22 protein-coding genes are annotated in these 20,880 nt (G+C 60.8%); 14 read left to right on the top strand and 8 right to left on the bottom strand.

The genetic code is table 11. The features are described 5' to 3' along the window. The first annotated feature begins 16 nt into the window (after positions 1-16). From CKW30_RS09950 to rluB, 6 genes are all read left to right on the top strand, one after another. On the top strand, positions 17-880 hold the full coding sequence (locus tag CKW30_RS09950; protein ID WP_039761090.1) for a PHP domain-containing protein: 864 nt from the start codon (positions 17-19) through the stop codon (positions 878-880). 13 nt (positions 881-893) lie between these two features. Continuing rightward, complete coding sequence (locus CKW30_RS09955) at positions 894-1,523, top strand: L-threonylcarbamoyladenylate synthase (RefSeq protein ID WP_041478985.1); 630 nt, start codon at positions 894-896, stop codon at positions 1,521-1,523. A 123-nt stretch (positions 1,524-1,646) separates the two neighbouring features. Next, the gene (locus tag CKW30_RS09960; RefSeq protein WP_172828192.1) at positions 1,647-2,345 is read left to right on the top strand and encodes a ScpA family protein; all 699 of its coding nucleotides are present in this window, start codon (positions 1,647-1,649) and stop codon (positions 2,343-2,345) included. 11 nt (positions 2,346-2,356) lie between these two features. Continuing rightward, positions 2,357-3,322, top strand: coding sequence for an SMC-Scp complex subunit ScpB (scpB, locus tag CKW30_RS09965; protein ID WP_095180697.1), 966 nt, complete (start codon positions 2,357-2,359; stop codon positions 3,320-3,322). 143 nt (positions 3,323-3,465) lie between these two features. Continuing rightward, positions 3,466-3,657, top strand: a complete 192-nt coding sequence (locus CKW30_RS09970) for a DUF1289 domain-containing protein (RefSeq protein WP_016771121.1) — start codon at positions 3,466-3,468, stop codon at positions 3,655-3,657. 142 nt (positions 3,658-3,799) lie between these two features. Further along, positions 3,800-5,020, top strand: a complete 1,221-nt coding sequence (rluB, locus tag CKW30_RS09975; protein WP_041478987.1) for a 23S rRNA pseudouridine(2605) synthase RluB — start codon at positions 3,800-3,802, stop codon at positions 5,018-5,020. Positions 5,021-5,216: 196 nt separating this feature from the next. Here the strand turns inward: rluB and CKW30_RS09980 are convergent, their stop codons facing one another. Together CKW30_RS09980 and CKW30_RS27295 are read right to left on the bottom strand one after the other, a co-directional pair. Continuing rightward, the gene (locus CKW30_RS09980; protein WP_095180698.1) at positions 5,217-6,182 is read right to left on the bottom strand and encodes a leucyl aminopeptidase; all 966 of its coding nucleotides are present in this window, start codon (positions 6,180-6,182) and stop codon (positions 5,217-5,219) included. A 71-nt stretch (positions 6,183-6,253) separates the two neighbouring features. Continuing rightward, positions 6,254-6,391 (bottom strand): hypothetical protein, encoded by a 138-nt coding sequence (locus CKW30_RS27295; protein ID WP_003222780.1) that lies wholly within the window; start codon positions 6,389-6,391, stop codon positions 6,254-6,256. 891 nt (positions 6,392-7,282) lie between these two features. Between CKW30_RS27295 and CKW30_RS09985 the strand changes: the two genes are divergently transcribed. Next, positions 7,283-8,695: an amino acid permease gene (locus CKW30_RS09985; RefSeq protein WP_095180699.1), complete on the top strand. Its 1,413-nt coding sequence runs from the start codon at positions 7,283-7,285 to the stop codon at positions 8,693-8,695. A gap of 224 nt (positions 8,696-8,919) precedes the next feature. Then, the gene (gene arfB, locus CKW30_RS09990) at positions 8,920-9,333 is read left to right on the top strand and encodes an alternative ribosome rescue aminoacyl-tRNA hydrolase ArfB (RefSeq protein WP_016771119.1); all 414 of its coding nucleotides are present in this window, start codon (positions 8,920-8,922) and stop codon (positions 9,331-9,333) included. On the opposite strand, the gene CKW30_RS09995 is transcribed toward arfB, so the two are convergent. The 6 genes from CKW30_RS09995 to phhA form a co-directional block, all read right to left on the bottom strand. Beyond that, positions 9,330-10,517 carry an MFS transporter gene (locus CKW30_RS09995; protein ID WP_095180869.1) on the bottom strand — a complete coding sequence of 396 codons (1,188 nt, stop codon included), beginning with the start codon at positions 10,515-10,517 and terminating at the stop codon, positions 9,330-9,332. The two genes, arfB and CKW30_RS09995, sit on opposite strands and share 4 nt — an antisense overlap. Before the next feature lie 112 nt (positions 10,518-10,629). Then, on the bottom strand, positions 10,630-10,812 hold the full coding sequence (locus CKW30_RS10000; protein WP_039761215.1) for a hypothetical protein: 183 nt from the start codon (positions 10,810-10,812) through the stop codon (positions 10,630-10,632). Between the two features lie 70 nt (positions 10,813-10,882). Continuing rightward, entirely contained in the window at positions 10,883-11,014 is a 132-nt protein-coding gene (locus tag CKW30_RS27505) for a hypothetical protein (RefSeq protein ID WP_016771117.1), read from the bottom strand. A gap of 333 nt (positions 11,015-11,347) precedes the next feature. After that, on the bottom strand, positions 11,348-12,541 hold the full coding sequence (locus CKW30_RS10005; protein WP_095180700.1) for an amino acid aminotransferase: 1,194 nt from the start codon (positions 12,539-12,541) through the stop codon (positions 11,348-11,350). After that, positions 12,541-12,897, bottom strand: coding sequence for a 4a-hydroxytetrahydrobiopterin dehydratase (locus CKW30_RS10010; RefSeq protein ID WP_016771115.1), 357 nt, complete (start codon positions 12,895-12,897; stop codon positions 12,541-12,543). The genes CKW30_RS10005 and CKW30_RS10010 overlap by 1 nt, the downstream gene beginning before the upstream one ends. 115 nt (positions 12,898-13,012) lie before the next feature. Further along, the gene (phhA, locus tag CKW30_RS10015; protein ID WP_041478990.1) at positions 13,013-13,804 is read right to left on the bottom strand and encodes a phenylalanine 4-monooxygenase; all 792 of its coding nucleotides are present in this window, start codon (positions 13,802-13,804) and stop codon (positions 13,013-13,015) included. A 393-nt stretch (positions 13,805-14,197) separates the two neighbouring features. Here phhA and CKW30_RS10020 point away from each other — a divergent pair, with 393 nt between their 5' ends. The 6 genes from CKW30_RS10020 (at position 14,198) to flgJ (ending at position 20,863) form a co-directional block, all read left to right on the top strand. Continuing rightward, complete coding sequence (locus CKW30_RS10020) at positions 14,198-15,760, top strand: sigma-54-dependent phenylalanine hydroxylase transcriptional regulator PhhR (RefSeq protein ID WP_016771113.1); 1,563 nt, start codon at positions 14,198-14,200, stop codon at positions 15,758-15,760. A 343-nt stretch (positions 15,761-16,103) separates the two neighbouring features. Then, positions 16,104-16,844, top strand: coding sequence for a flagellar basal body rod protein FlgF (locus tag CKW30_RS10025; protein ID WP_016771112.1), 741 nt, complete (start codon positions 16,104-16,106; stop codon positions 16,842-16,844). Between the two features lie 45 nt (positions 16,845-16,889). Beyond that, entirely contained in the window at positions 16,890-17,675 is a 786-nt protein-coding gene (gene flgG / locus CKW30_RS10030) for a flagellar basal-body rod protein FlgG (RefSeq protein ID WP_016771111.1), read from the top strand. 51 nt (positions 17,676-17,726) lie between these two features. Continuing rightward, positions 17,727-18,422 carry a flagellar basal body L-ring protein FlgH gene (gene flgH / locus CKW30_RS10035; protein WP_016771110.1) on the top strand — a complete coding sequence of 232 codons (696 nt, stop codon included), beginning with the start codon at positions 17,727-17,729 and terminating at the stop codon, positions 18,420-18,422. A gap of 27 nt (positions 18,423-18,449) precedes the next feature. Further along, positions 18,450-19,538: a flagellar basal body P-ring protein FlgI gene (locus tag CKW30_RS10040; protein ID WP_024012083.1), complete on the top strand. Its 1,089-nt coding sequence runs from the start codon at positions 18,450-18,452 to the stop codon at positions 19,536-19,538. Between the two features lie 11 nt (positions 19,539-19,549). Beyond that, the gene (gene flgJ / locus CKW30_RS10045) at positions 19,550-20,863 is read left to right on the top strand and encodes a flagellar assembly peptidoglycan hydrolase FlgJ (RefSeq protein ID WP_071171414.1); all 1,314 of its coding nucleotides are present in this window, start codon (positions 19,550-19,552) and stop codon (positions 20,861-20,863) included. The last annotated feature ends 17 nt before the right edge of the window (positions 20,864-20,880 follow it).

Consider the following 20,880-nt stretch of genomic DNA (forward strand, 5'->3'; position numbering starts at 1 on the left):
GAGGTTACAACTCCCCGTGAATGTTGATTTGCACTGCCACAGCACGGCCTCCGATGGCGCCCTGGCGCCTGCGGTTCTGGTTGCGCGAGCGTTCGAAAACGGCGTGCGAGTCCTGGCGTTGACCGACCACGACACTCTTGAGGGGCTCGCCGAGGCGCGTACGGCGGCCACCGAGTTGGGCATGCAACTGGTCAACGGCGTCGAATTGTCCTGCACCTGGGGCGGGGCGACCATTCATGTGCTGGGCTACGGTTTCGACGTCAACGCCGCGCCGTTGGTCGAAGCGATCGCCAAATTGCACGATGGCCGCTGGCTGCGGTCGGAAGAAATAAGCCGCAAGCTCGCCCTCAAGGGGATGCCCGGTGCCCTCGACGGCGCCCGGCAGATCCAGCAGGAACTGGGCGACAGCGGCAACGCGCCGGCCCGGCCGCATTTCGCCGACTGGATGGTGCGTGAAGGTTATGTAAAGGATCGCGCCGAGGCGTTCCGCAAATGGCTCGGCGCCGGCAAACTCGGCGACGTCAAACTGCACTGGCCGACGCTGGAAGACACTGTCGGGACCCTGCGCGCCGCCGGTGCCTGGGTCAGCCTGGCGCATCCATGGCACTACGATTTCACCCGTAGCAAGCGCCGAAAGCTGATTGCCGACTATATTCAAGCAGGCGGGCATGCTATCGAGGTGGTCAATGGCCATCAGCCCGCAGAACAGGTGGGCAGCCTGGCGATCCTTGCCCGTGAGTTCGGTCTGCTGGTCAGCGCCGGCAGTGACTTCCATGGCCCTGGCGGCTGGTCCGAGATCGGCCAGTACCGGCCGGTTCCCGAGGACCTTCCACCCCTGTGGTGTCGGTTCAAACATGACACAGATATTGCCGCCGTCTGAACAGGTAGAGAATGTGAGTCAATTTTTCCAGATACATCCGGAAAACCCGCAAGCGCGCCTGATCAAACAGGCGGTCGAGATCATCCGCAAAGGCGGGGTGGTGATTTATCCCACGGACTCGTCCTACGCCATTGGTTGCCAGATCGGCGACAAGACCGCCATCGAGCGTGTGCGACGGCTGCGTCAGCTCGATGAAAAGCACAACTTCGCGCTGATCTGCAGCGACCTGTCGCAACTGGGCAATTACGCCAAGATCGACACCGGCACCTTCCGCATTCTCAAGGCGCACCTGCCGGGGCCTTACACCTTTATTCTCAACGCCACCCGCGAAGTGCCGCGCCTGTTGCTGCATCCGAAAAAACGCACCATCGGCCTGCGCGTGCCAAGCCATCCGATCGCGCTGGCGCTGCTGGCCGAACTCGGCGAGCCGCTGATGAGCGTGACGCTGATCATGCCCGGCGATGAAGACCCACTTACCGATCCCTACGAAATGCGCCAGTTGCTCGAGCACCAGGTCGATCTGATCATCGACGGCGGCTTTGGCGGCATCAAGGCCTCGACGGTGATTGACCTGACTGGCGACGACCCGGAAGTGGTCCGCGTCGGTTGCGGCGATCCGACGCCGTTCATGGTCGAGGCCTGAATGTCCGCAGTGGAAACCGTGGTCGATCCCCAGGCCGGCGCCCAGCAGGAACTGCCGTTCGCGATGGTCTATGGTCAGGCGGTCATGGAAATGCCGCTGGACCTGTACATCCCGCCGGATGCGCTGGAAGTCTTCCTTGAAGCCTTCGAAGGCCCGCTCGACCTGCTGCTGTATCTGATCCGCAAACAGAACATCAACATCCTCGACATCCCGGTGGCGGAAATCACTCGTCAGTACATGGGCTACGTCGAGTTGATGCAGTCGGTGCGTCTGGAGCTGGCCGCCGAATATCTGGTGATGGCGGCGATGCTCGCCGAGATCAAATCGCGCATGCTTCTGCCGCGCGCCGAAACCGTTGAAGATGAAGAAGACGACCCGCGTGCTGAACTGATCCGCCGCTTGCAGGAATACGAGCGCTTCAAGGCTGCTGCCGAAGGTATCGATGGGCTGAGTCGGGTGGGCCGCGATGTGATCGTGCCCAAGCTCGACGCCCCGGAAGCACGGGCGCGCAAGCTGTTGCCCGACGTCGCGCTGGAAGAGATTCTGATGTGCATGGCCGAAGTGCTGCGCCGTGGCGACATGTTCGAAAGCCACCAGGTCAGCCGTGAAGCGCTGTCCACCCGCGAACGCATGAGCGATGTGCTGGAACGGCTCAAGGGCGGCGGCTTCGTGCCGTTTGTCGAGCTGTTCACCGCTGAAGAAGGCCGCCTGGGTGTGGTGGTGACCTTCATGGCGATCCTTGAACTGGTCAAGGAATCCTTGGTCGAGCTGGTGCAGAATGAGCCGTTCGCCGCGATCCACGTGCGAGCCCGAGCCGAATAACGAGTCCCTGTATGAACCTGACTGAACCCCGCGAGCTGGCGTCCCTGCTTGAAGCCTTTCTGTTGGCCTCGGGAAAGCCGCAATCCCTTGAGCGCCTGTATGAACTGTTTGAAGAAGGCGAGCGGCCCGAGCCGGCGGTCTTCAAGAAAGCCCTGACCCTGCTCGGCAAGTCCTGCGAGGGTCGCGCCTTTGAACTAAAGGAAGTCTCGTCGGGCTATCGTTTGCAGATCCGCGAGAAGTTTTCACCGTGGGTCGGCCGTCTCTGGGAAGAACGCCCGCAGCGCTATTCCCGTGCGTTGCTGGAGACCATCGCGCTGATCGCCTATCGCCAGCCGATCACCCGTGGCGAGATCGAAGATGTGCGTGGCGTGGCGGTCAACAGCAACATCGTCAAGACCTTGCTCGAGCGTGAGTGGATCCGCGTCGTCGGTTACCGCGACGTGCCGGGCAAACCGGCGATGTTCGCCACGACCAAGGCGTTTCTCGATCACTTCAACCTGAAAAACCTTGAAGATCTGCCGCCGCTGGCCGAGCTGCGCGAGATGGAAGCCGAGCCGGTGCTCGATTTCGACGACGCGCCGGTGCCGCAGAGCCTGCAGGAACTGGCCGACGCCAGCGCGGAGCCGGAAGAGGAGAAGGAAGAAACCAGTTTCCATTCCCTGCTGCTGGAGCTGGACAGCATGGAAGAGGGCATCAAAACCGATTTCGACGATTTGCTGCGCGATGCGGTGGATGGCGAAGCGCCGGTGCCCGAGCCTGAGATCATCGAGCCGATTGTTGAAGCTGAAGTTGAACTTGAAGCGGCGCCTGACGCCGAACCGGAAGAGGACGTCCTGGGTGTCGCCGAGGCCCGCGAGAAACTCCTGGCCGCCGTTGCCGCCCTCGAACAGCCTGAACCGGAACTCAGCGAAGAAGAAGCCGAAGCCCGCGCACTGGCCGAGGCGATCGAAGCCGAACGGCGCGAGTTCGAAGACTGACGCCTATCGAGAAACCAGTGAAGACGCTGTGGGAGCGAGCCTGCTCGCGAAGGCGGTGTGTCAGATACATTAATGCTGAATGACAACGGGCCTTCGCGAGCAGGCTCGCTCCCACAGGGTGAAATGTCGTTCTGGAGATTGCGATGAGCTCAACCAAAGACCCCTGCATCAGCCTCTGCAAATTCTCCGACGACATCTGCCTGGGTTGCGGTCGCAGCAAGCGCGAGATCAAGGCCTGGAAGAAACTCGACAAGGACGACAAGCGCACCGTGCTGGCCGAAGCCGCGCTGCGCCTGATCAAACTCGGTGGTGCCGGTCGGCGGAAAAAGAAATAACCGGCAATCGATCAGCTAGTCTCTGATGCGCGACGACGCACATCCGCGTATGATTCGCGACCCTTCGTCGATCCCTTCGGCCTGGACCCAGTTTTCAATACTTCAGGCGCCGCCTGAACAGACCACACCGGGAGGTGCCCAGATGAGTGACATCAATCAGAAAGACGACCAGGAAATCGGCCCAGCAGGCGAAAAGCTGCAGAAAGTCCTCGCCCGTATCGGCGTCGGCTCGCGCCGTGACGTGGAATCCTGGATCAGCCAGGGCCGGATCAAGGTCAATGGCAAAGACGCCACCCTCGGCCTGCGCGTCGACATGCACGACGCCATCACCATCGATGGCAAAGTGATCAAACGCGAAGAGGCCGCCGAGTCGGTGCGCCGCGTGATCATGTACAACAAGCCCGACGGCGAAATCTGCACCCGTGACGACCCGGAAGGCCGTCCGACCGTGTTCGACAAGCTGCCGCGTCCGAAAGAAGGCCGCTGGATCAACATCGGCCGTCTCGACATCAACACTACCGGTCTGCTGATGTTCACCACTGACGGTGAGCTGGCCAACCGTCTGATGCACCCGTCCTACGAGATGGACCGCGAGTACGCCGTGCGTGTACGCGGTGAAGTCGACGACGAGATGATCGAACGCCTGAAGGCCGGCGTGGTGCTGGAAGACGGCCCGGCGCGTTTCACCGACATTCAACAGGCGCCGGGCGGTGAAGGCTTCAACCATTGGTACCACTGCGTGGTCATGGAAGGGCGCAACCGTGAAGTGCGTCGTCTGTGGGAATCGCAGGGTCTGGTGGTCAGCCGTCTGAAGCGCGTGCGTTTCGGTCCGGTGTTCCTCAACTCCGACCTGCCGATGGGCCGCTGGCGCGAAATGAGCCAGTACGAAGTCGACGTCCTCAGCGCCGAAGTCGGCCTGACGCCGGTGGCAATGCCGCAGCTGAACGCCAAGAGCAAGGACAAGCTCGAACGCATGCAGCGCAAATCGTCGCGGCCGATGGCCAAGACCGAGCGCGTGCGTACTCTGCGTCCGGCCGCTGGCGCACCGACCGCGCCGCGCCCGAGCCGTGAGCCGCAGATCGAAGGCGAGCGCCCAGGTCGCAAGCCGGTTGCCCGTGATGGCGAGCGCGCACCGCGTCCGGCCAATGGCCGTACTGAGCGTGGCGAACGCGGCGCTCCTGCCGGTCGCGGTACGCCAGTGGCGGATCGTCCAGCCGACACCACCAACAAGCGCCCGGCCAAACCGGCGCCGAAGCGTCCGGGGATCAAACTGGTCGACGGCGACAAGCCCTCGGGCAAGCGTCGCGGCGCACCGGCTGGTTCCGGTCAGCGCCCGGGTTTCGGTCGCAAAAAGCCGGAATAAGGCAGCTGTGAGTTACTAGCTGCAAGCTGCAAGTTGAAGCAAAAACGCCAACCTTAGGGTTGGCGTTTTTTTTCGTCTGGCGAAACTCATGTAGCGTCTGATTGGGCCTCTTCGCGAGCAGGCTCGCTCCCACATTGGAGTTGCGTCGAACATAAATCCCTGTGGGAGCGAGCCTGCTCGCGAAGGCGTCAGTCGCCTAAAACACAAACCGCCCGTCAAACACCGGCTTGTCATCCAGCGCCAACACCCCGCCAGAAAAAATCAGGTCCAGGTGATGACTGCCCTTGGCGCCACCGCCTAATCCAAGATGCAACCCACAATGCCGCTCCTCAAACCCGGCATTGCGCGCATATAGATCCTTCACGCCTTCGTTTGTGCCAATCCCCAACTCCTCAATCCGCCGGTTCGACGGGTTGGCATCCAGGTACTTGTTGAAATCATGTTCCAGCCCCGGCACGTCGGTGGCGATGCGGCTGATGGTCGAGTTCTCGATCCACAGCTCCAGCGGTGATTCCAGCACGCCGTACTTGCGCGCGAAGGGGATGGTGCTGAGGAAGGTGCCCTTGAACTTCACATGGCCGTTGATGGCTTCGCTGTGGGTGGCGATTTCGCCGGGGGCGAGGTCGAAGTTGCCGACGCCGTTGATGTCGGTCCACTTCTTGATGCTGCTCATCGGCGTTTCGAACCATGAGCCGTGGTCATCCTTGAAACTCAGCGTGGTCGCCTGGGACATGCGCTGGATCAGGTGACTGTTGAGCCCGGCGATGCGCTGCGGGGTGATGCTGAAAGTGTCGTAGAAGTAGTCGCCGTAATCCTTGAACAGCAGCGACTTCTTCCAGTTATCCGCCATGACCGCTTGCAATGCGCGGACGAACTCCGGGCCATCGGGACGCGGGTTGGGCAGGGTGGAAGAGTCGTAGAAGAAAATGTACAGATCGCTGTCGGCAATTGCCTCGGACAGCGCTGTGGTGCTTTCCAGGTCCAGACGCCGGGCGCTGAACTGAAAGCGCGGATGCTCGCCGGCCTGTTCGGCAATGGCGCCGGTCAGGGCTTCGTAATCGGCGGTGTGGCCAAGCATGACCTTCGCCGAGTCGAGGCCGGCGAGGGCAGGGTGATGTTCGAGGTAGTAAAGGAAATGCGAGATGGCGCGGGGCTTGTCCATGAATCCTCCCTGACTGACCGGGGAATGAAGCGGCAGGCACGACCGGCCGGACCGTGCCTGCCCGGGATGTCTTACAGAGGCCACATCGCCGTGCCGAACGGAACCACCGCGTCGGCTTGCATCATTTCCACAGCGGCCTCATGGGTTGGCGCTTCAAACCATTCGTCCAGTTGCAGTTCGGTATCCAAGTCTTTTTCCAGTGCTTGCATGGTCGATCTCCTAGAGAATTTCACGGTTTATGACTGACCGGTCGAGGTGGCCGGTGAGACGTGAAAAACCTAGTTGAGGCTTTTTCGTAATGCAAAATTTTATCCATTTAATTTTTAAATAGACTTTTTTTTCTGTTTTTCAGGATCGGTTTTCTTATTTGAAAACAAAAAACTAGGCAGGCGAAATTGATAGCCAGCTAGCTACCGTCAATATGCAGACGTCCTTCGGAAATTTCTGATTCGGAAAATATTCGTTACGCATTGTAAACAAAACGTGACGAAAAGACCCCGCCGGAGCGGTGATTTCCCGCTTCCGCATTGGTTGTAAGGAAAAGCTTCCGTAAGCCGGGAGAACAGCTGCCGCGCAAGGCTCTGGCGCGCTTGTTTCCAGTGTTCAGGCAGGGTGTGATGCGCCCCATGCCTGTCGTGCAGGCGAATAACAAGAAGGAGGCGCAATGAACGCCGCGACTGATTTCCACTTCTCCCCGTGGGACGGTTTTTTCCTCGTCCCCGTCGATGGCCTGCAAAGGCCTGACTCATATTTTGCAGCCGCTCGGCACTGTCGAGGCGGACACGCGCAATCCCGGCAACCGACACGCTGATCAGGCGGGTCTGGCAGCAGGGGGTTAGCGGTGTACAATGCGCCGCGTTTTAACTGTGACCCTCTGCGTAATCGCAAAAATCTCGAGGCTATCCGCCTTGTTCACTCCGCCGCGCCACAAGCGTGCCGGGTTCGATTTCGTCACAGATAAAAACAAACAGGTGACGCATGACCGTTGTAAATGAGCTGAACTCCTGGTGCCTGCGCTGGGGTTTGATCGGGGCTGCCTGAAATCGCAACCTTGCAGCAACGTCTACTGAACATCATCAAACCTTGCGTGAGACCTTTTCATGAGTGGACAACCCTCGCAATCAGGCGAGCTTAAGCGCGGCCTGAAAAATCGCCATATTCAACTGATCGCCCTCGGTGGCGCGATCGGTACCGGATTGTTCCTCGGTTCTGCCGGGGTACTGAAATCCGCCGGCCCGTCGATGATCCTCGGCTACGCCATTTGCGGCTTCATCGCCTTCATGATCATGCGCCAGCTCGGCGAAATGATCGTCGAAGAGCCGGTGGCCGGTTCCTTCAGCCACTTCGCCCACAAATACTGGGGCGGTTTCGCCGGTTTCCTCTCGGGCTGGAACTGCTGGATTCTGTACATTCTGGTGGGCATGTCCGAGCTGACAGCGGTCGGCAAGTACATCCATTACTGGGCGCCGGATATCCCGACCTGGGTCTCCGCTGCTGCATTCTTCGTGCTGATCAACGCGATCAACCTGGCCAACGTCAAAGTCTTCGGTGAGGCCGAATTCTGGTTTGCGATCATCAAGGTCGTGGCCATCGTCGGCATGATCGCCCTGGGCAGCTACTTGCTGGTCAGCGGCCACGGCGGCCCGCAAGCCTCGGTGAGCAACCTGTGGTCCCACGGCGGTTTCTTCCCCAATGGGGTGAGCGGTCTGGTGATGGCCATGGCGATTATCATGTTCTCCTTCGGCGGTCTGGAAATGCTCGGCTTCACTGCTGCTGAAGCCGATAAACCCAAAACCGTGATTCCGAAAGCGATCAACCAGGTGATCTACCGCATCCTGATTTTCTACATCGGCGCGCTGGTAATCCTGCTGTCGCTGACCCCATGGGACAGTCTGCTGGAAACCCTCAACGCGTCCGGCGATTCGTACAGCGGCAGCCCGTTCGTGCAAGTGTTCTCGATGCTCGGCAGCAACACCGCCGCGCACATCCTCAACTTCGTCGTGCTGACCGCCGCGCTGTCGGTGTACAACAGCGGCACCTACTGCAACAGCCGTATGCTGCTGGGGATGGCCGAGCAGGGCGATGCGCCAAAAGCTCTGGCGAAGATCGACAAGCGCGGCGTGCCGGTGCGTTCGAATTTGGCTTCGGCGGCAGTGACGCTGGTTGCCGTGTTGCTCAACTACCTGATCCCGCAGCACGCGCTGGAACTGCTGATGTCGCTGGTGGTTGCGACGCTGGTGATCAACTGGGCGATGATCAGCTACTCGCACTTCAAATTCCGCCAGCACATGAACCAGACCAGGCAGACGCCACTGTTCAAGGCGCTGTGGTATCCGTACGGCAACTTCGTCTGCCTGGCGTTCGTGGTGTTCATCCTCGGCGTGATGCTGCTGATCCCGGGGATTCAGATATCGGTATACGCGATTCCGGTGTGGGTGGTGTTCATGTGGGTCTGCTACCTGATCAAGAACAAGCGCAGTGCCCAGCAGGCGCTGCCAGTGATCGCCAAGTAACCGCTCAAGCAGAAACAGCAAACCCGGCCAGAGTGCCGGGTTTGTTGTTTTGAAATGGAAAAATCTGACATCACACCGAACCCTGTGGGAGCGAGCCTGCTCGCGAAAGCGGTCCATCAGAAACATCTGCATCGACTGACACACCGCCTTCGCGAGCAGGCTCGCTCCCACAGAGGTTGAGTGAATCGGGTTATCCTGCACGCTCTGATTACGGACGCTTTTCCATGCTGGTGATTTCCAACAACGTGCATCTGCCGGATGCCGAGATCGAATTGACCGCCATCCGCGCGCAAGGCGCGGGTGGGCAGAATGTCAACAAGGTCTCCAGCGCCATGCACTTGCGCTTCGACATTCCCAACTCGTCGTTGCCGGAGTTCTACAAGGAACGCCTGCTGGCACTGCGTGACAGCCGTATCACCAGCGATGGCGTGCTGATCATCAAGGCGCAGCAATACCGAACCCAGGAAGCCAACCGCGCCGATGCGCTGGAGCGGCTGGTCGAGCTGATTCTCAGCGCCACCAAAGTGGAAAAGAAACGCCGCCCGACCAAGCCGACCCTCGGCTCGAAGAAGCGTCGGCTGGAGTCGAAAACCAAGCGCGGCAGTATCAAGGCCGGGCGCGGCAAAGTGGATTTTTAAGCCTCGCGGTATTTTGCCGTGTGCCTATACAGATAGACACTCAAGCCAAGTCCGCTCAACGCAGCGAAGGCTGCGAACAGGAAGATCGAAGCAAAACCGAATCCTGCTGCGATCGCCCCGGCCAGCGGCCCGGTGATCCCCAGCGACAAATCAATGAACAGTGAATAGGCACCGACCGCCGCGCCACGGCTCGAGGCCGGCACCAGATTCACCGCCTCCACGCCCAGCGCCGGGAACACCAGCGAGAAGCCGAAACCGCTCAGCGCCGCGCCCGCCAGTGCCCAATGCGCATCCGGCGCAATCCACAGCAACAACAAACCCAACGTTTCCACCGACAGGCAGGCAATCGCCACGCGAAATCCGCCGAGGCGGTTGATCAGGTTGCCGAACAGCAGCCGCGCGCCGATGAAGCTGGCGCCGAACAGGCTCAGGCACAGCACCGCGTTGTCCCAGTGCTGGGTCGCGTAATACAGGGTAATGAACGTGGCGATGGTGCCAAAACCGATCGAGCCCAGCGCCAGTCCGCAGCCGTGAGGGAAGACTTTGCCCAGCACATGCATGAACGGCAGGCGTTCACCGGCGACGATCGGCGCGGCGGTCTTCGGCCATGCCAGCGCCAGACCGAGCAGGGCGAGGAGGATGATGCTCACGCCCATGCTCCACAGCCCCAACCTGCTTACCAGCCACACACCGAACGGCGCGCCGATCGCCAGGGCGCCGTAACTGGCGATGCCGTTCCAGGAAATCACTTTCGCCGTATTCGCCGCGCCGACCCGGCCGATGCCCCAGCCAATCGAACCGGAACCGACCAGGCTTTCCGCGCTGCCCAGCACCAGACGGCCAATTAAGAGGCTGATCAGACTGAGCAGCGGCAGGTTCGGCGTCCACGCGGAAATCAGCATGAACACACCGCTCAAGCCGCAACCAGCGAGGCCAATCATCACTGCGCGTTTACTGCCCTGGTTGTCGATGATCTTGCCGGCATATGGACGGCTGAGCAGGGTGGCGAGGTATTGCACGCTGATCACCAGCCCGGCGATCACGGCGCCGAAACCAAGGTCACTGTGGACATAGCCCGGCAACACGGCGAGCGGGATGCCGATGTTCAGGTAACCGATAAAGGTGAAGAGGACGATGGAGACTACTTGCAGCGTAACCGCCAGCGGACGCTGGGGCTCGGATATAGACGACATGGGTAACGATCCACGGGAGCAGCAGATTAGATAGGCTGCTCATGATACCGGCGTGAACCGTTCAGGGGCGGGGAAAAGTGAAACTATTTGCCGGGCGGCGCTTTCAGGATTTCGCCGGGGCGACCAGTTGCGTGGTGACGAGGGCGGCGAGGGCGTTTTCTTCGCTGCCGAAACGTTCGAGCAGGGCAGCTTGCTTCTCGGGCGAGAGGCGATTCCAGATCTCGATCATTTTCTCGGTGGCGCCGATCAGCACGGCAGCTTGGCTTTCGGAGAATTCGTCGGTCATGGCGGGCTCGGGTTTCAGGCAGTGTGGAAAGCGCATGTTAGCGCTTTCCACACGGTCTGTACGGCGGGTCTTACTCTTCGCTGTCGGCCTTGCGGCTGTCAGCGGCTTCTTGCGGCTCGGGCTTTTCAGCGCCGGCGTGTTGCGGGGTCGTCTGCTCAGGTACGTGCAGGCTTGGGAAGGGGAGATTGGGAATCTCGTGCATGGGTGCGCTCCTCGCTAAGTCTGTTGATAGATCAGGTGCTCCGCGCTTTACAAAGCCTGCGCAGGATACAGCAGGAAAAATGACAATCAGACTTTTAATTCAAATTAATGCGACAGATGGCCGCAGGGCGCGAGATCAACCGAAAACTAAATGTGGGAACGGGCCCTGTGGTGAGGGGATTTATCCCCGCTGGGCTGCGAAGCGGCCCCAGACCCTGCATACGCGGAATGTCTGACACTCCGCGAGCAACAGTGTACGACTGCTGCGCAGCCGGGCGGGGATAAATCCCCTCGCCACAAGGGCCCGCTCCGACCGGGTTGTGTACTGCAAAAACTATTTGCAGGCGTCAGCGATCGCGTCAGCGAGCATTGCGAGGCGGGTGGCGTCGATGCCGGCGACGTTCGCGCGGCCGGAGCTGACCATGTACACGCTGTGCCGCTCGCGCAGGGTTTTCACCTGTTCCGGCGACAGGCCGGTGTAGGAGAACATCCCGCGTTGCACACCGATGTGCGCGAAGCGCTCGCGCAAACCGTGGGGTTCCAGCGCTTCGACCAGACCGCTGCGCAGCTGGGCGATCCGCAGACGCATCGCTTCCACTTCATCGGCCCAGCGCGCTTTCAGCTCTGGATCGGCGAGGATGGTCGCGACCACCGCCGCGCCGTGATCCGGCGGCGTCGACCACAGATTGCGGGCGATGTTGGCCAGTTGGCTGCGGATGTCGATGAGCTTGTCGGCGCTGGTCGCGCAGACGATCAGCGCACCGGTGCGGTCGCGATACAGGCCGAAGTTCTTCGAGCAGGAACTGGTGATCAGCAGCTCCGGCACTTGCGCCGCGAACAACCGGGTCGACCACGCGTCCTGCTCCAGGCCATCGCCAAAACCCTGATAAGCAAAGTCGATCAGCGGCAGCAGATCGCGGCTGCGCACCACTTCAAGCACGCGCTTCCAGTCGTCATGGCTCAGGTCGAAACCGGTCGGGTTGTGGCAGCACGCATGCAGCAGCACCACGTCGCCCTTCGGCACTTCCTTGAGCACGGCGAGCATCGCTTCGACGTCGAGGCGATTGTCACTGCCCACATAGGGGTAGTGGCTGACCTTGACCTTGGCGGCGGCGAAAATGGTTTCGTGGATCGGCCAGGTCGGGTTGCTCAACCACACGCCTTTGCCCGGCAGGCATTGCGCGATGAAGTCGGCAGCCAGACGCAGGGCGCCGGTGCCGCCCGGGGTCTGGGTGGCGCCGGCGCGTTGTTCGGTGATCAGTTGTGAGTCGGCGCCGAGCACCAGTTCATTGATGACCTTGCCGAACAGCGGGTTGCCGTGACCACCGATGTAAGTCTTGGTGTCCTGACTTTCGACCAGTCGCGCTTCGGCGATTTTCACCGCTTCGGGAATCGGCGTCAGGCCCTGGGCATCCTTGTAGACGCCAACGCCAAGGTCGAACTTGCGCGGATTGGCATCCTGAGCATAGGCCTCCATCAAACCGAGAATCGGGTCGCCGGGGACCCGGCCGATGGCGTCGAAGTGCATTACTTGCGTCCTTCTGCGGTCTTCGCTACTTCGTCAGTGCGCGCAGCCATGATGAAGTCGTTGCGGTGCAGGCCTTTGATCGAGTGGCTCCACCAGGTCACGGTGACTTTGCCCCACTCGGTCAGCAGGCCCGGGTGGTGACCTTCGGCCTCGGAGATCTCGCCCACGGCGTTGGTGAACGCCAGCGCGTGTTTGAAGTTCTTGAACAGGAAAACTTTCTCCAACTGCATGATGCCGTCGCGTACTTCGATGTTCCAGTCAGGGATCTGCTTGATCAGGATCGGCAGTTCCTCGTCGCTGACTTGTGGCGCATCGGCGCGGCAGGCTTCGCAGTGGGCTTGGTTCAAAGTCGACATGGTGGATTCCTGAAAACGAGTGTGTTTTTTATTAAAGCGCGTGTGCCGTCAATGCCGTCACGCTAAAGCAAAGTGGCGGCGACGGACAGACGCAAGTGTCAGCAAAAGTCGCGGTTCAGGCGGCTTTGGGTTTCGGCGGAAATTTCGGCGCGTGCAAGCCCAGCTGCATGCCCTGACGGACCATGGCCATGATGTCTTCATGGGCCACATCGAACAGGCGCTTGAGATTGGGCAGGACGAAGTACAGCGGTTGCAGGATGTCGATGCGATACGGCGTGCGCATGGCTTCCAGCGGATCGAAGAGCTGATGCTCGGGCTCGTCCGACAGGCAGTAAACGGTTTCTTTCGGCGAAGACAGAATCCCGCCGCCGTAGATGCGCTTGCCGTGCGGGGTGTCGACCAGGCCGAATTCGATGGTCATCCAGTACAACCGGGCCAGATACACGCGCTCTTCCTTGGTCGCCTGCAGGCCGAGCTTGCCGTAGGTGTGGGTGAATTCAGCGAAGTAGGGGTTGGTCAGTAGCGGGCAGTGGCCGAAGATCTCGTGAAAGATGTCCGGCTCTTGCAGATAGTCGAGTTCTTCGCGGGTACGTATGAAGGTGGCGACGGGGAATTGCTTGCTGGCAAGCAACTCGAAAAACGTCTGGAAGGGAATCAGCGCCGGCACCCGGGCAACCTGCCAGCCGGTGGTCTCGCCGAGGACTTTGTTGATCTCGGCCAGTTGCGGGATGCGGTCGTGGGGCAGACCGAGTTTTTCGATACCGTCCAGATATTCCTGGCACGCACGACCTTCAATCACCTTCAACTGGCGAGTGATCAGCGTGTTCCACACCGCATGTTCTTCGGCGGGGTAGTCGATAAAACCTTGCGCATCGGGCTCGCGAGCCACGTATTGCGTCTGCTTCATGCTGCTCTCCTGCTAGGAAATTCGTTTTTGTTATGTCCAGCGATGGCTAAAGGAATACCCGAGAGTGACAGGGCGTGCAGCATGTTGACCGGTGTGTGCGTAGGAAAATTCTGCGTATTTCGTAAAGTTATCGTTACGCTTTGTCGGGTAATGCGCATTTACGGTGATTGGCGGGTTTGAAAAGGGTCGGGGCTGTCACATAATCTTGACAACTATCTGCGTGCCTCGACAGAAACATCTGCCCCGGGCGCGCCAGAGAACCCTGTGGGAGCGAGCCTGCTCGCGAAAGCGGTCTGTCTGACACATCGATACTGGATGTGCTGGCGCCTTCGCGAGCAGGCTCGCTCCCACAAGGACATGTGTTTATCTTTCAAACCTGTCGGACCTTTTTCTATGCGCATCAAAGTCCACTGCCAGAATCGCATCGGCATCTTGCGTGACATCCTCAATCTGCTGGTGGCGTACGGGATCAACGTCGCACGCGGCGAGGTGGGTGGTGAGCATGGCAATGCGATCTACCTGCACTGCCCGAACCTGATCAACATCCAGTTCCAGGCGTTGCGCCCCAAGTTCGAGGCGATCGGCGGGGTGTTCGGGGTCAAACGCGTCGGGCTGATGCCCAGCGAGCGCCGGCACATGGAACTGAATGCGTTGCTCGGCGCGCTGGAATTTCCGGTGCTGTCGATCGACATGGGCGGTTCGATCGTTGCGGCCAATCGCGCGGCGGCGCAGTTGCTCGGGGTGCGCGTCGATGAGGTGCCGGGGATTCCGCTGTCGCGCTACGCCGAGGATTTCGATTTGCCGGAATTGGTGCGCGCCAACAAATCGCGGATCAACGGCATGCGGGTCAAGGTCAAGGGCGACATCTTTCTCGCCGACATCGCGCCGCTGCAATCGGAACACGACGACAGCGAGGCCATGGCCGGCGCCGTACTGACCCTGCACCGCGCCGATCGGGTCGGCGAGCGAATCTACAATGTGCGCAAGCAAGAGCTGCGCGGGTTCGACAGCATCTTTCAAAGTTCGAAAGTCATGGCCGCCGTGGTCCGCGAAGCGCGGCGCATGGCGCCGCTGGATGCGCCGCTATTAATAGAAGGCGAAACCGGTACCGGCAAGGAATTGCTGGCGCGCGCCTGCCACCTCGCCAGCCCGCGCGGACAGTCACCGTTGATGGCGCTCAACTGCGCCGGACTGCCGGAGTCGATGGCCGAGACCGAGTTGTTCGGCTACGGCCCCGGCGCCTTCGAAGGTGCGCGGGCCGAAGGCAAGCTTGGCCTGCTCGAATTGACCGCTGGCGGCACGCTGTTTCTCGATGGCGTCGGCGAGATGAGTCCGCGTTTGCAGGTCAAATTGCTGCGCTTTCTTCAGGACGGTTGCTTCCGTCGCGTCGGCAGTGATGAAGAGGTGTATCTGGACGTGCGGGTGATCTGCGCGACGCAGGTGGACTTGTCCGAATTGTGCGCGCGCGGCGAGTTTCGCCAGGATCTCTATCACCGCTTGAACGTGCTGTCGCTGCACATCCCGCCGCTGCGCGAGTGCCTCGACGGCCTGACGCCGCTGGTTGAACACTTTCTCGACCAGGCCAGTCGGCAGATCGGCTGTCCGCTGCCGAAACTGGCCCCGGCGGCGATGGATCGCCTCAGCCATTACCACTGGCCGGGCAATGTGCGGCAGCTGGAGAACGTACTGTTCCAGGCGGTTTCCCTGTGCGACGGCGGCACGGTCAAGGCCGAACATATTCGCCTGCCGGATTACGGCGTGCGTCAGCCGCTTGGCGATTTTTCCCTCGACGGAAGTCTGGACGAGATCGTCGGGCGCTTCGAGAAAGCGGTGCTGGAACGGCTGTATTCCGAGCATCCAAGCAGTCGGCAGTTGGGCAAGCGGCTCGGTGTTTCGCACACGACGATTGCCAACAAGTTGCGTGAGTATGAGGTTGGCAAAACCTCCGAAAGCTAAATAGAGCCTTTGTGGCGAGGGGATTTATCCCCGATGGGCGGCGAAGCCGCCCCGCTTTTTCTTCCCAGCGACCTCATTTGCAGGCTTGGCGACTGCTGCGCAGCCGAACGGGGATAAATCCCCTCGCCACAGGATCTCCATCCCCGCCGAACTCAGGATTGCCACTAACCGGCATGACACCGCCGGTTTTTCGTCTTCGACCCATTTCCGATTCCCCCTCCGATCCCCTCAAGTCCCCTGTTTACCGGGCCTTCGCCCGCCAATAAAAAGTTGGTCTGCAAATTGCTTATGGCTGAGCAGTACAGCGGTGGGCGGCAAACGTCCGGCATGCAGAGGAAACACTGTGGACAAGTACCTTTATGTGGCAATGACCGGCGCCAGCCAGAACGCACTGGCGCAGCGGGCGCATGCCAACAACCTGGCGAACATTTCCACCAACGGCTTCCAGCGCGACCTCGAGCAGGCGCGTTCGATGCCGGTATTCGGTGACAGCTTTCCGGCGCGCGCGTTTGCCATGAGCGAACGTCCTGCCACCGACTTCACGCCGGGCTCGCTGGTGCAGACCGGTCGTGAACTCGACGTCGCGGTATCCGGCAACGGTTTCATCGCCGTGCAAAACCCCAGCGGTGGTGAAAGCTACGTGCGTACCGGCAGCCTCAACATCGATGCCCTCGGAGTACTGCGCGCCGGCAACGGCATGCCGGTGATCGGTAATGGCGGCCCGATCGCTGTGCCGCCCGAGCAGCAGGTGGAAGTCGGCGAAGACGGCACCATCAGCATTCGCGCAATGGGCGAAGGCCCCCGCGTCATGGCCGAAGTCGACCGGATCAAGCTGGTCAACCCGGACATCAAGAACATGAACAAAGGCCTCGACGGTTCGATTTACACCAAGGACGGCCAGCCGGCGCAAGCCGACGCCAACGTCAAACTGGTCTCGGGTTTCCTTGAGTCGAGCAACGTCAATGCCGTGGAAGAAATGACTTCGGTGCTGGCCCTGGCCAAGCAATTCGAGTTGCACGTCAAGATGATGAACACCGCCAAAGACGACGACCAGGCCATGGCTCGGGTCTTGCAGATCAGCTAATTATCAGAACGTCGCGCCGTAAAACAGGCGCACGAGGAGAATCGAATGCTTCCGGCTCTATGGGTTGCCAAAACCGGTCTGTCCGCCCAGGACACCAACCTGACCACCATTTCCAACAACCTGGCGAACGTTTCGACCACGGGTTTCAAACGTGACCGTGCCGAGTTCCAGGACTTGCTCTATCAAATCAAGCGTCAGCCAGGCGCTCAGTCGACCCAGGACAGCGAACTGCCGTCGGGTCTGCAAGTGGGTACCGGTGTGCGCATTGTGGGCACCCAGAAAAACTTCACCGCCGGCAGCCTGCAAACCACCGAGCAGCCGCTGGACATGGCCATCGACGGTCGCGGTTTCTTCCAGATCCTGCAGCCGGACGGCACCACGTCCTACACCCGTGACGGTACTTTCCACCTCGACTCCAATGGCCAGATCGTAAACGCCAGCGGTTTCGCCCTGGAACCGGCGATCATCATCCCGAACGATGCGCAGACCTTCACTGTTGGCCGTGACGGCACCGTGTCGATCACCATCGCCGGCAACCCGGCCTCGCAAGTGATCGGCAACCTGCAGACCGCCGACTTCATCAACCCGGCCGGTCTGCAAGCAGTGGGCAACAACCTGTTCCTGGAAACCGCTGCTTCCGGCGCGCCACAGATCGGCACCCCGGGCCTGAACGGTTTCGGTACCACGCTGCAGAACACTTTGGAAACCTCGAACGTCAGCACCGTTGAAGAGATGGTCAACATGATCACCACTCAACGCGCCTACGAGATGAACTCCAAGGTGATCTCCACCGCCGACCAGATGCTCTCGTTCGTAACGCAGAATCTGTAATCCAGTCTTTGGGGTGGCCTGAGGTCGCCAGCAACACCGTGAGGTAGGGTCATGAAGCGCTTTGTATCTGTTCTGGCATTGAGTGGGGTCGTCTCGCTCGCGGGCTGCGTCGCCCCGACGCCCAAGCCCAATGACCCTTACTACGCCCCGGTGTTGCCGCGCACACCGTTGCCGGCGGCTGCCAATAACGGCTCGATCTATCAGGCCGGCTTCGAGCAGAACCTGTACAGCGACCGCAAGGCGTTCCGGGTCGGTGACATCATCACCATCACCCTGAACGAGCGCACCCAGGCGAGCAAGAACGCCAACTCGCAGATGGACAAGAACAGCGATAACTCGATCGGTCTGACCTCGTTGTTCGGCTCCAGCCTGACCACCAACAACCCGATTGGTGGCGGTGACCTGAGCCTCAACGCCGGCTACAGCGCCGACCGTTCGACCAAGGGCGACGCCAAGTCCGGGCAGAGCAACAGCCTGACCGGTTCGATCACCGTGACCGTGGCCGACGTGCTGCCCAACGGCATCATCGCCGTGCGTGGCGAGAAGTGGCTGACGCTCAACACCGGTGACGAACTGGTGCGCATCGCCGGTATGGTCCGCGCCGATGACATCGCGACCGACAACACCGTGTCGTCGACCCGTGTCGCCGATGCGCGCATCACCTACTCGGGTACCGGCGCGTTTGCCGATACGAGTCAGCCAGGCTGGTTCGACCGTTTCTTCCTCAGCCCGCTGTTCCCTTTCTAGGTGGCTACGTTGAATCTGAAAAGCCTTATGGTGGCCGCGTTGTTGATGTCTGCGGCGTTCACCGCACACGCCGAGCGGCTGAAAGACATCGCCAGCATTTCCGGCGTGCGCTCCAACCAGTTGATCGGTTACGGCCTGGTGGTCGGGCTTAACGGCACCGGTGACCAGACGACGCAGACCCCGTTCACCCTGCAGACCTTCAACAACATGCTCTCGCAGTTCGGCATCAAGGTGCCGCCGGGATCGGGCAACGTGCAGTTGAAGAACGTCGCGGCGGTGTCGGTGAGCGCCGATCTGCCAGCGTTTGCCAAGCCAGGTCAGCAGGTCGACATCACCGTGTCTTCGATCGGTAACTCCAAGAGCCTGCGCGGCGGCACCTTGCTGTTGACGCCGCTCAAGGGTATCGACGGCAACGTCTATGCGATCGCTCAGGGCAATCTCGTGGTTGGCGGTTTCGACGCTGAAGGCCGCGATGGTTCGAAGATTACCGTCAACGTTCCGTCGGCCGGTCGCATCCCTGGCGGTGCCTCGGTGGAGCGTGCGGTGCCGAGCGGTTTCAACCAGGGCAACAGCCTGACGCTGAACCTCAACCGCTCCGACTTCACCACCGCCAAGCGCATCGTCGACAAGGTCAACGACATGCTCGGCCCTGGCGTCGCCCAAGCCATCGACGGCGGATCGGTGCGGGTCACTGCGCCACTGGATCCGAGCCAGCGTGTCGACTACCTGTCGATCCTGGAAAACCTCGAAATCGATCCGGGGCAGGCGGTGGCAAAAGTCATCATCAACTCGCGCACCGGCACCATCGTCATCGGCCAGAACGTGAAAGTGTCGCCAGCCGCCGTGACCCACGGCAGCCTGACCGTGACCATCACCGAAGACCCGATCGTCAGCCAGCCGGGCCCGCTGTCCAACGGCCAGACCGCCGTCGTACCGCGCTCGCGGGTGAATGCCGAACAGGAAGCCAAACCGATGTTCAAGTTCGGCCCGGGCACCACCCTCGACGAGATCGTCCGTGCGGTAAACCAGGTCGGCGCAGCACCGGGTGACTTGATGGCGATTCTTGAAGCTTTGAAGCAGGCCGGCGCATTGCAAGCCGACCTGATCGTGATCTGAGGCCGGACACCATGGATATGCGCAAAAGCGGTCTGGTCAGCAGCAGCGATTCGGGTTCCTACTCCGACCTCAATCGTCTGAACCAGCTCAAGGTCGGCGACAAGAACAGCGACGAAAACATGCGCAAGGTTGCGCAGGAATTCGAGTCGCTGTTCCTCGGCGAAATGCTCAAGTCGATGCGCTCGGCCACCGAAGCGCTTGGTCAGGACAACCCGCTGAACACGCCGGCGGCCAAGCAGTATCAGGAAATGTACGACCAGCAACTGGCGGTTTCCATGTCCCGCGAGGGCGGTGGTATCGGTCTGGCCGACGTGCTCATCCGGCAGATGTCGAAGAACAAACCGATGGCGCCGGGCGAGGCTGCGGCCGCGTCCGCCGCCAAGCAGCAGGAAGCGCTGGCCAAGGCCGCCGCCGTGCCGACGCCGATTGCCGCTGGCACCGTCGCCACCGGTCCGCTGTCCCGCGTCAACGGCGAGCGTCCGTTGTGGGCATCGCGCTCGGTGCATGCGCCGAACAACACCGATATTGCCCATCGCAACGACATGGCGCTGATCAACCAGCGGCGTCTGGCATTGCCGCCGAAACTGGCCGATCGCTTGCTCGCCGGTCTGGTGCCGTCGGCGCCGAGCGTGGCCACTGCGACCACTGCAGCAGCGACCAACGCCTTGCCGCAACGTGCTGCGACTACCGCCGTCACAGGCTCCGGCGCTTTGTACAACGGCGACTGGCTGGCCCGTGCCGAAGAGCAGAAAGCCGCTGGCGGGCAGATGCAGGTTTACGGCCGCGCCATGGCGCAGATTCCGTTGGCACCGGCGAAGAAGGCCTTCAGTTCCGCCGACGAATTCGTCAACACCATGCTGCCGATGGCCAAGGAAGCCGCTGACCGCATCGGCGTCGATCCGCGTTATCTGGTGGCGCAAGCGGCGCTGGAAACCGGTTGGGGCAAATCGGTCATGCGCGCCCAGGATGGCAGCAGCAGCCACAACCTGTTCGGCATCAAGGCGAGCAGCAACTGGAAGGGCGATTCGGCCCGCGCGATCACCAGCGAGTTCCGCAATGGCGCGATGGTCAAGGAGACGGCCGAGTTCCGTTCCTATGCCTCGTACAAGGACAGCTTCCACGATCTGGTGACGTTGCTGCAGAGCAACAATCGCTATCAAGAAGTGCTGAAGTCGGCCGATAACCCAGAACAGTTTGTACGCGAGTTGCAGAAGGCCGGTTACGCCACCGACCCGAACTACGCGACGAAGATTTCGCAAATTGCCAAGCAGATGAACAGTTTTGAAAACTACGCTGCGGCGGGTGTCTCCACCACGCCTTTATAAGGCACCAGGTAATAAGG

Origin of the sequence: Pseudomonas sp. Irchel 3F6, assembly GCF_900187595.1 — a bacterium.
GTDB classification, from domain to species: Bacteria; Pseudomonadota; Gammaproteobacteria; order Pseudomonadales; family Pseudomonadaceae; genus Aquipseudomonas; species Aquipseudomonas siliginis.

Coding starts and splice junctions, on each gene's coding strand:
- scpB (WP_095180697.1), top strand. CDS start 2,357: ATGAACCTGACTGAACCCCGCGAGCTGGCGTCCCTGCTTGAAGCCTTT.
- CKW30_RS09970 (WP_016771121.1), top strand. CDS start 3,466: ATGAGCTCAACCAAAGACCCCTGCATCAGCCTCTGCAAATTCTCCGAC.
- rluB (WP_041478987.1), top strand. CDS start 3,800: ATGAGTGACATCAATCAGAAAGACGACCAGGAAATCGGCCCAGCAGGC.
- CKW30_RS09980 (WP_095180698.1), bottom strand. CDS start 6,182: ATGGACAAGCCCCGCGCCATCTCGCATTTCCTTTACTACCTCGAACAT.
- CKW30_RS27295 (WP_003222780.1), bottom strand. CDS start 6,391: ATGCAAGCACTGGAAAAAGACTTGGATACCGAACTGCAACTGGACGAA.
- CKW30_RS09985 (WP_095180699.1), top strand. CDS start 7,283: ATGAGTGGACAACCCTCGCAATCAGGCGAGCTTAAGCGCGGCCTGAAA.
- arfB (WP_016771119.1), top strand. CDS start 8,920: ATGCTGGTGATTTCCAACAACGTGCATCTGCCGGATGCCGAGATCGAA.
- CKW30_RS10000 (WP_039761215.1), bottom strand. CDS start 10,812: ATGACCGACGAATTCTCCGAAAGCCAAGCTGCCGTGCTGATCGGCGCC.
- CKW30_RS27505 (WP_016771117.1), bottom strand. CDS start 11,014: ATGCACGAGATTCCCAATCTCCCCTTCCCAAGCCTGCACGTACCTGAG.
- CKW30_RS10005 (WP_095180700.1), bottom strand. CDS start 12,541: ATGCACTTCGACGCCATCGGCCGGGTCCCCGGCGACCCGATTCTCGGT.
- CKW30_RS10010 (WP_016771115.1), bottom strand. CDS start 12,897: ATGTCGACTTTGAACCAAGCCCACTGCGAAGCCTGCCGCGCCGATGCG.
- phhA (WP_041478990.1), bottom strand. CDS start 13,804: ATGAAGCAGACGCAATACGTGGCTCGCGAGCCCGATGCGCAAGGTTTT.
- CKW30_RS10020 (WP_016771113.1), top strand. CDS start 14,198: ATGCGCATCAAAGTCCACTGCCAGAATCGCATCGGCATCTTGCGTGAC.
- flgG (WP_016771111.1), top strand. CDS start 16,890: ATGCTTCCGGCTCTATGGGTTGCCAAAACCGGTCTGTCCGCCCAGGAC.
- flgH (WP_016771110.1), top strand. CDS start 17,727: ATGAAGCGCTTTGTATCTGTTCTGGCATTGAGTGGGGTCGTCTCGCTC.
- CKW30_RS10040 (WP_024012083.1), top strand. CDS start 18,450: ATGGTGGCCGCGTTGTTGATGTCTGCGGCGTTCACCGCACACGCCGAG.
- flgJ (WP_071171414.1), top strand. CDS start 19,550: ATGGATATGCGCAAAAGCGGTCTGGTCAGCAGCAGCGATTCGGGTTCC.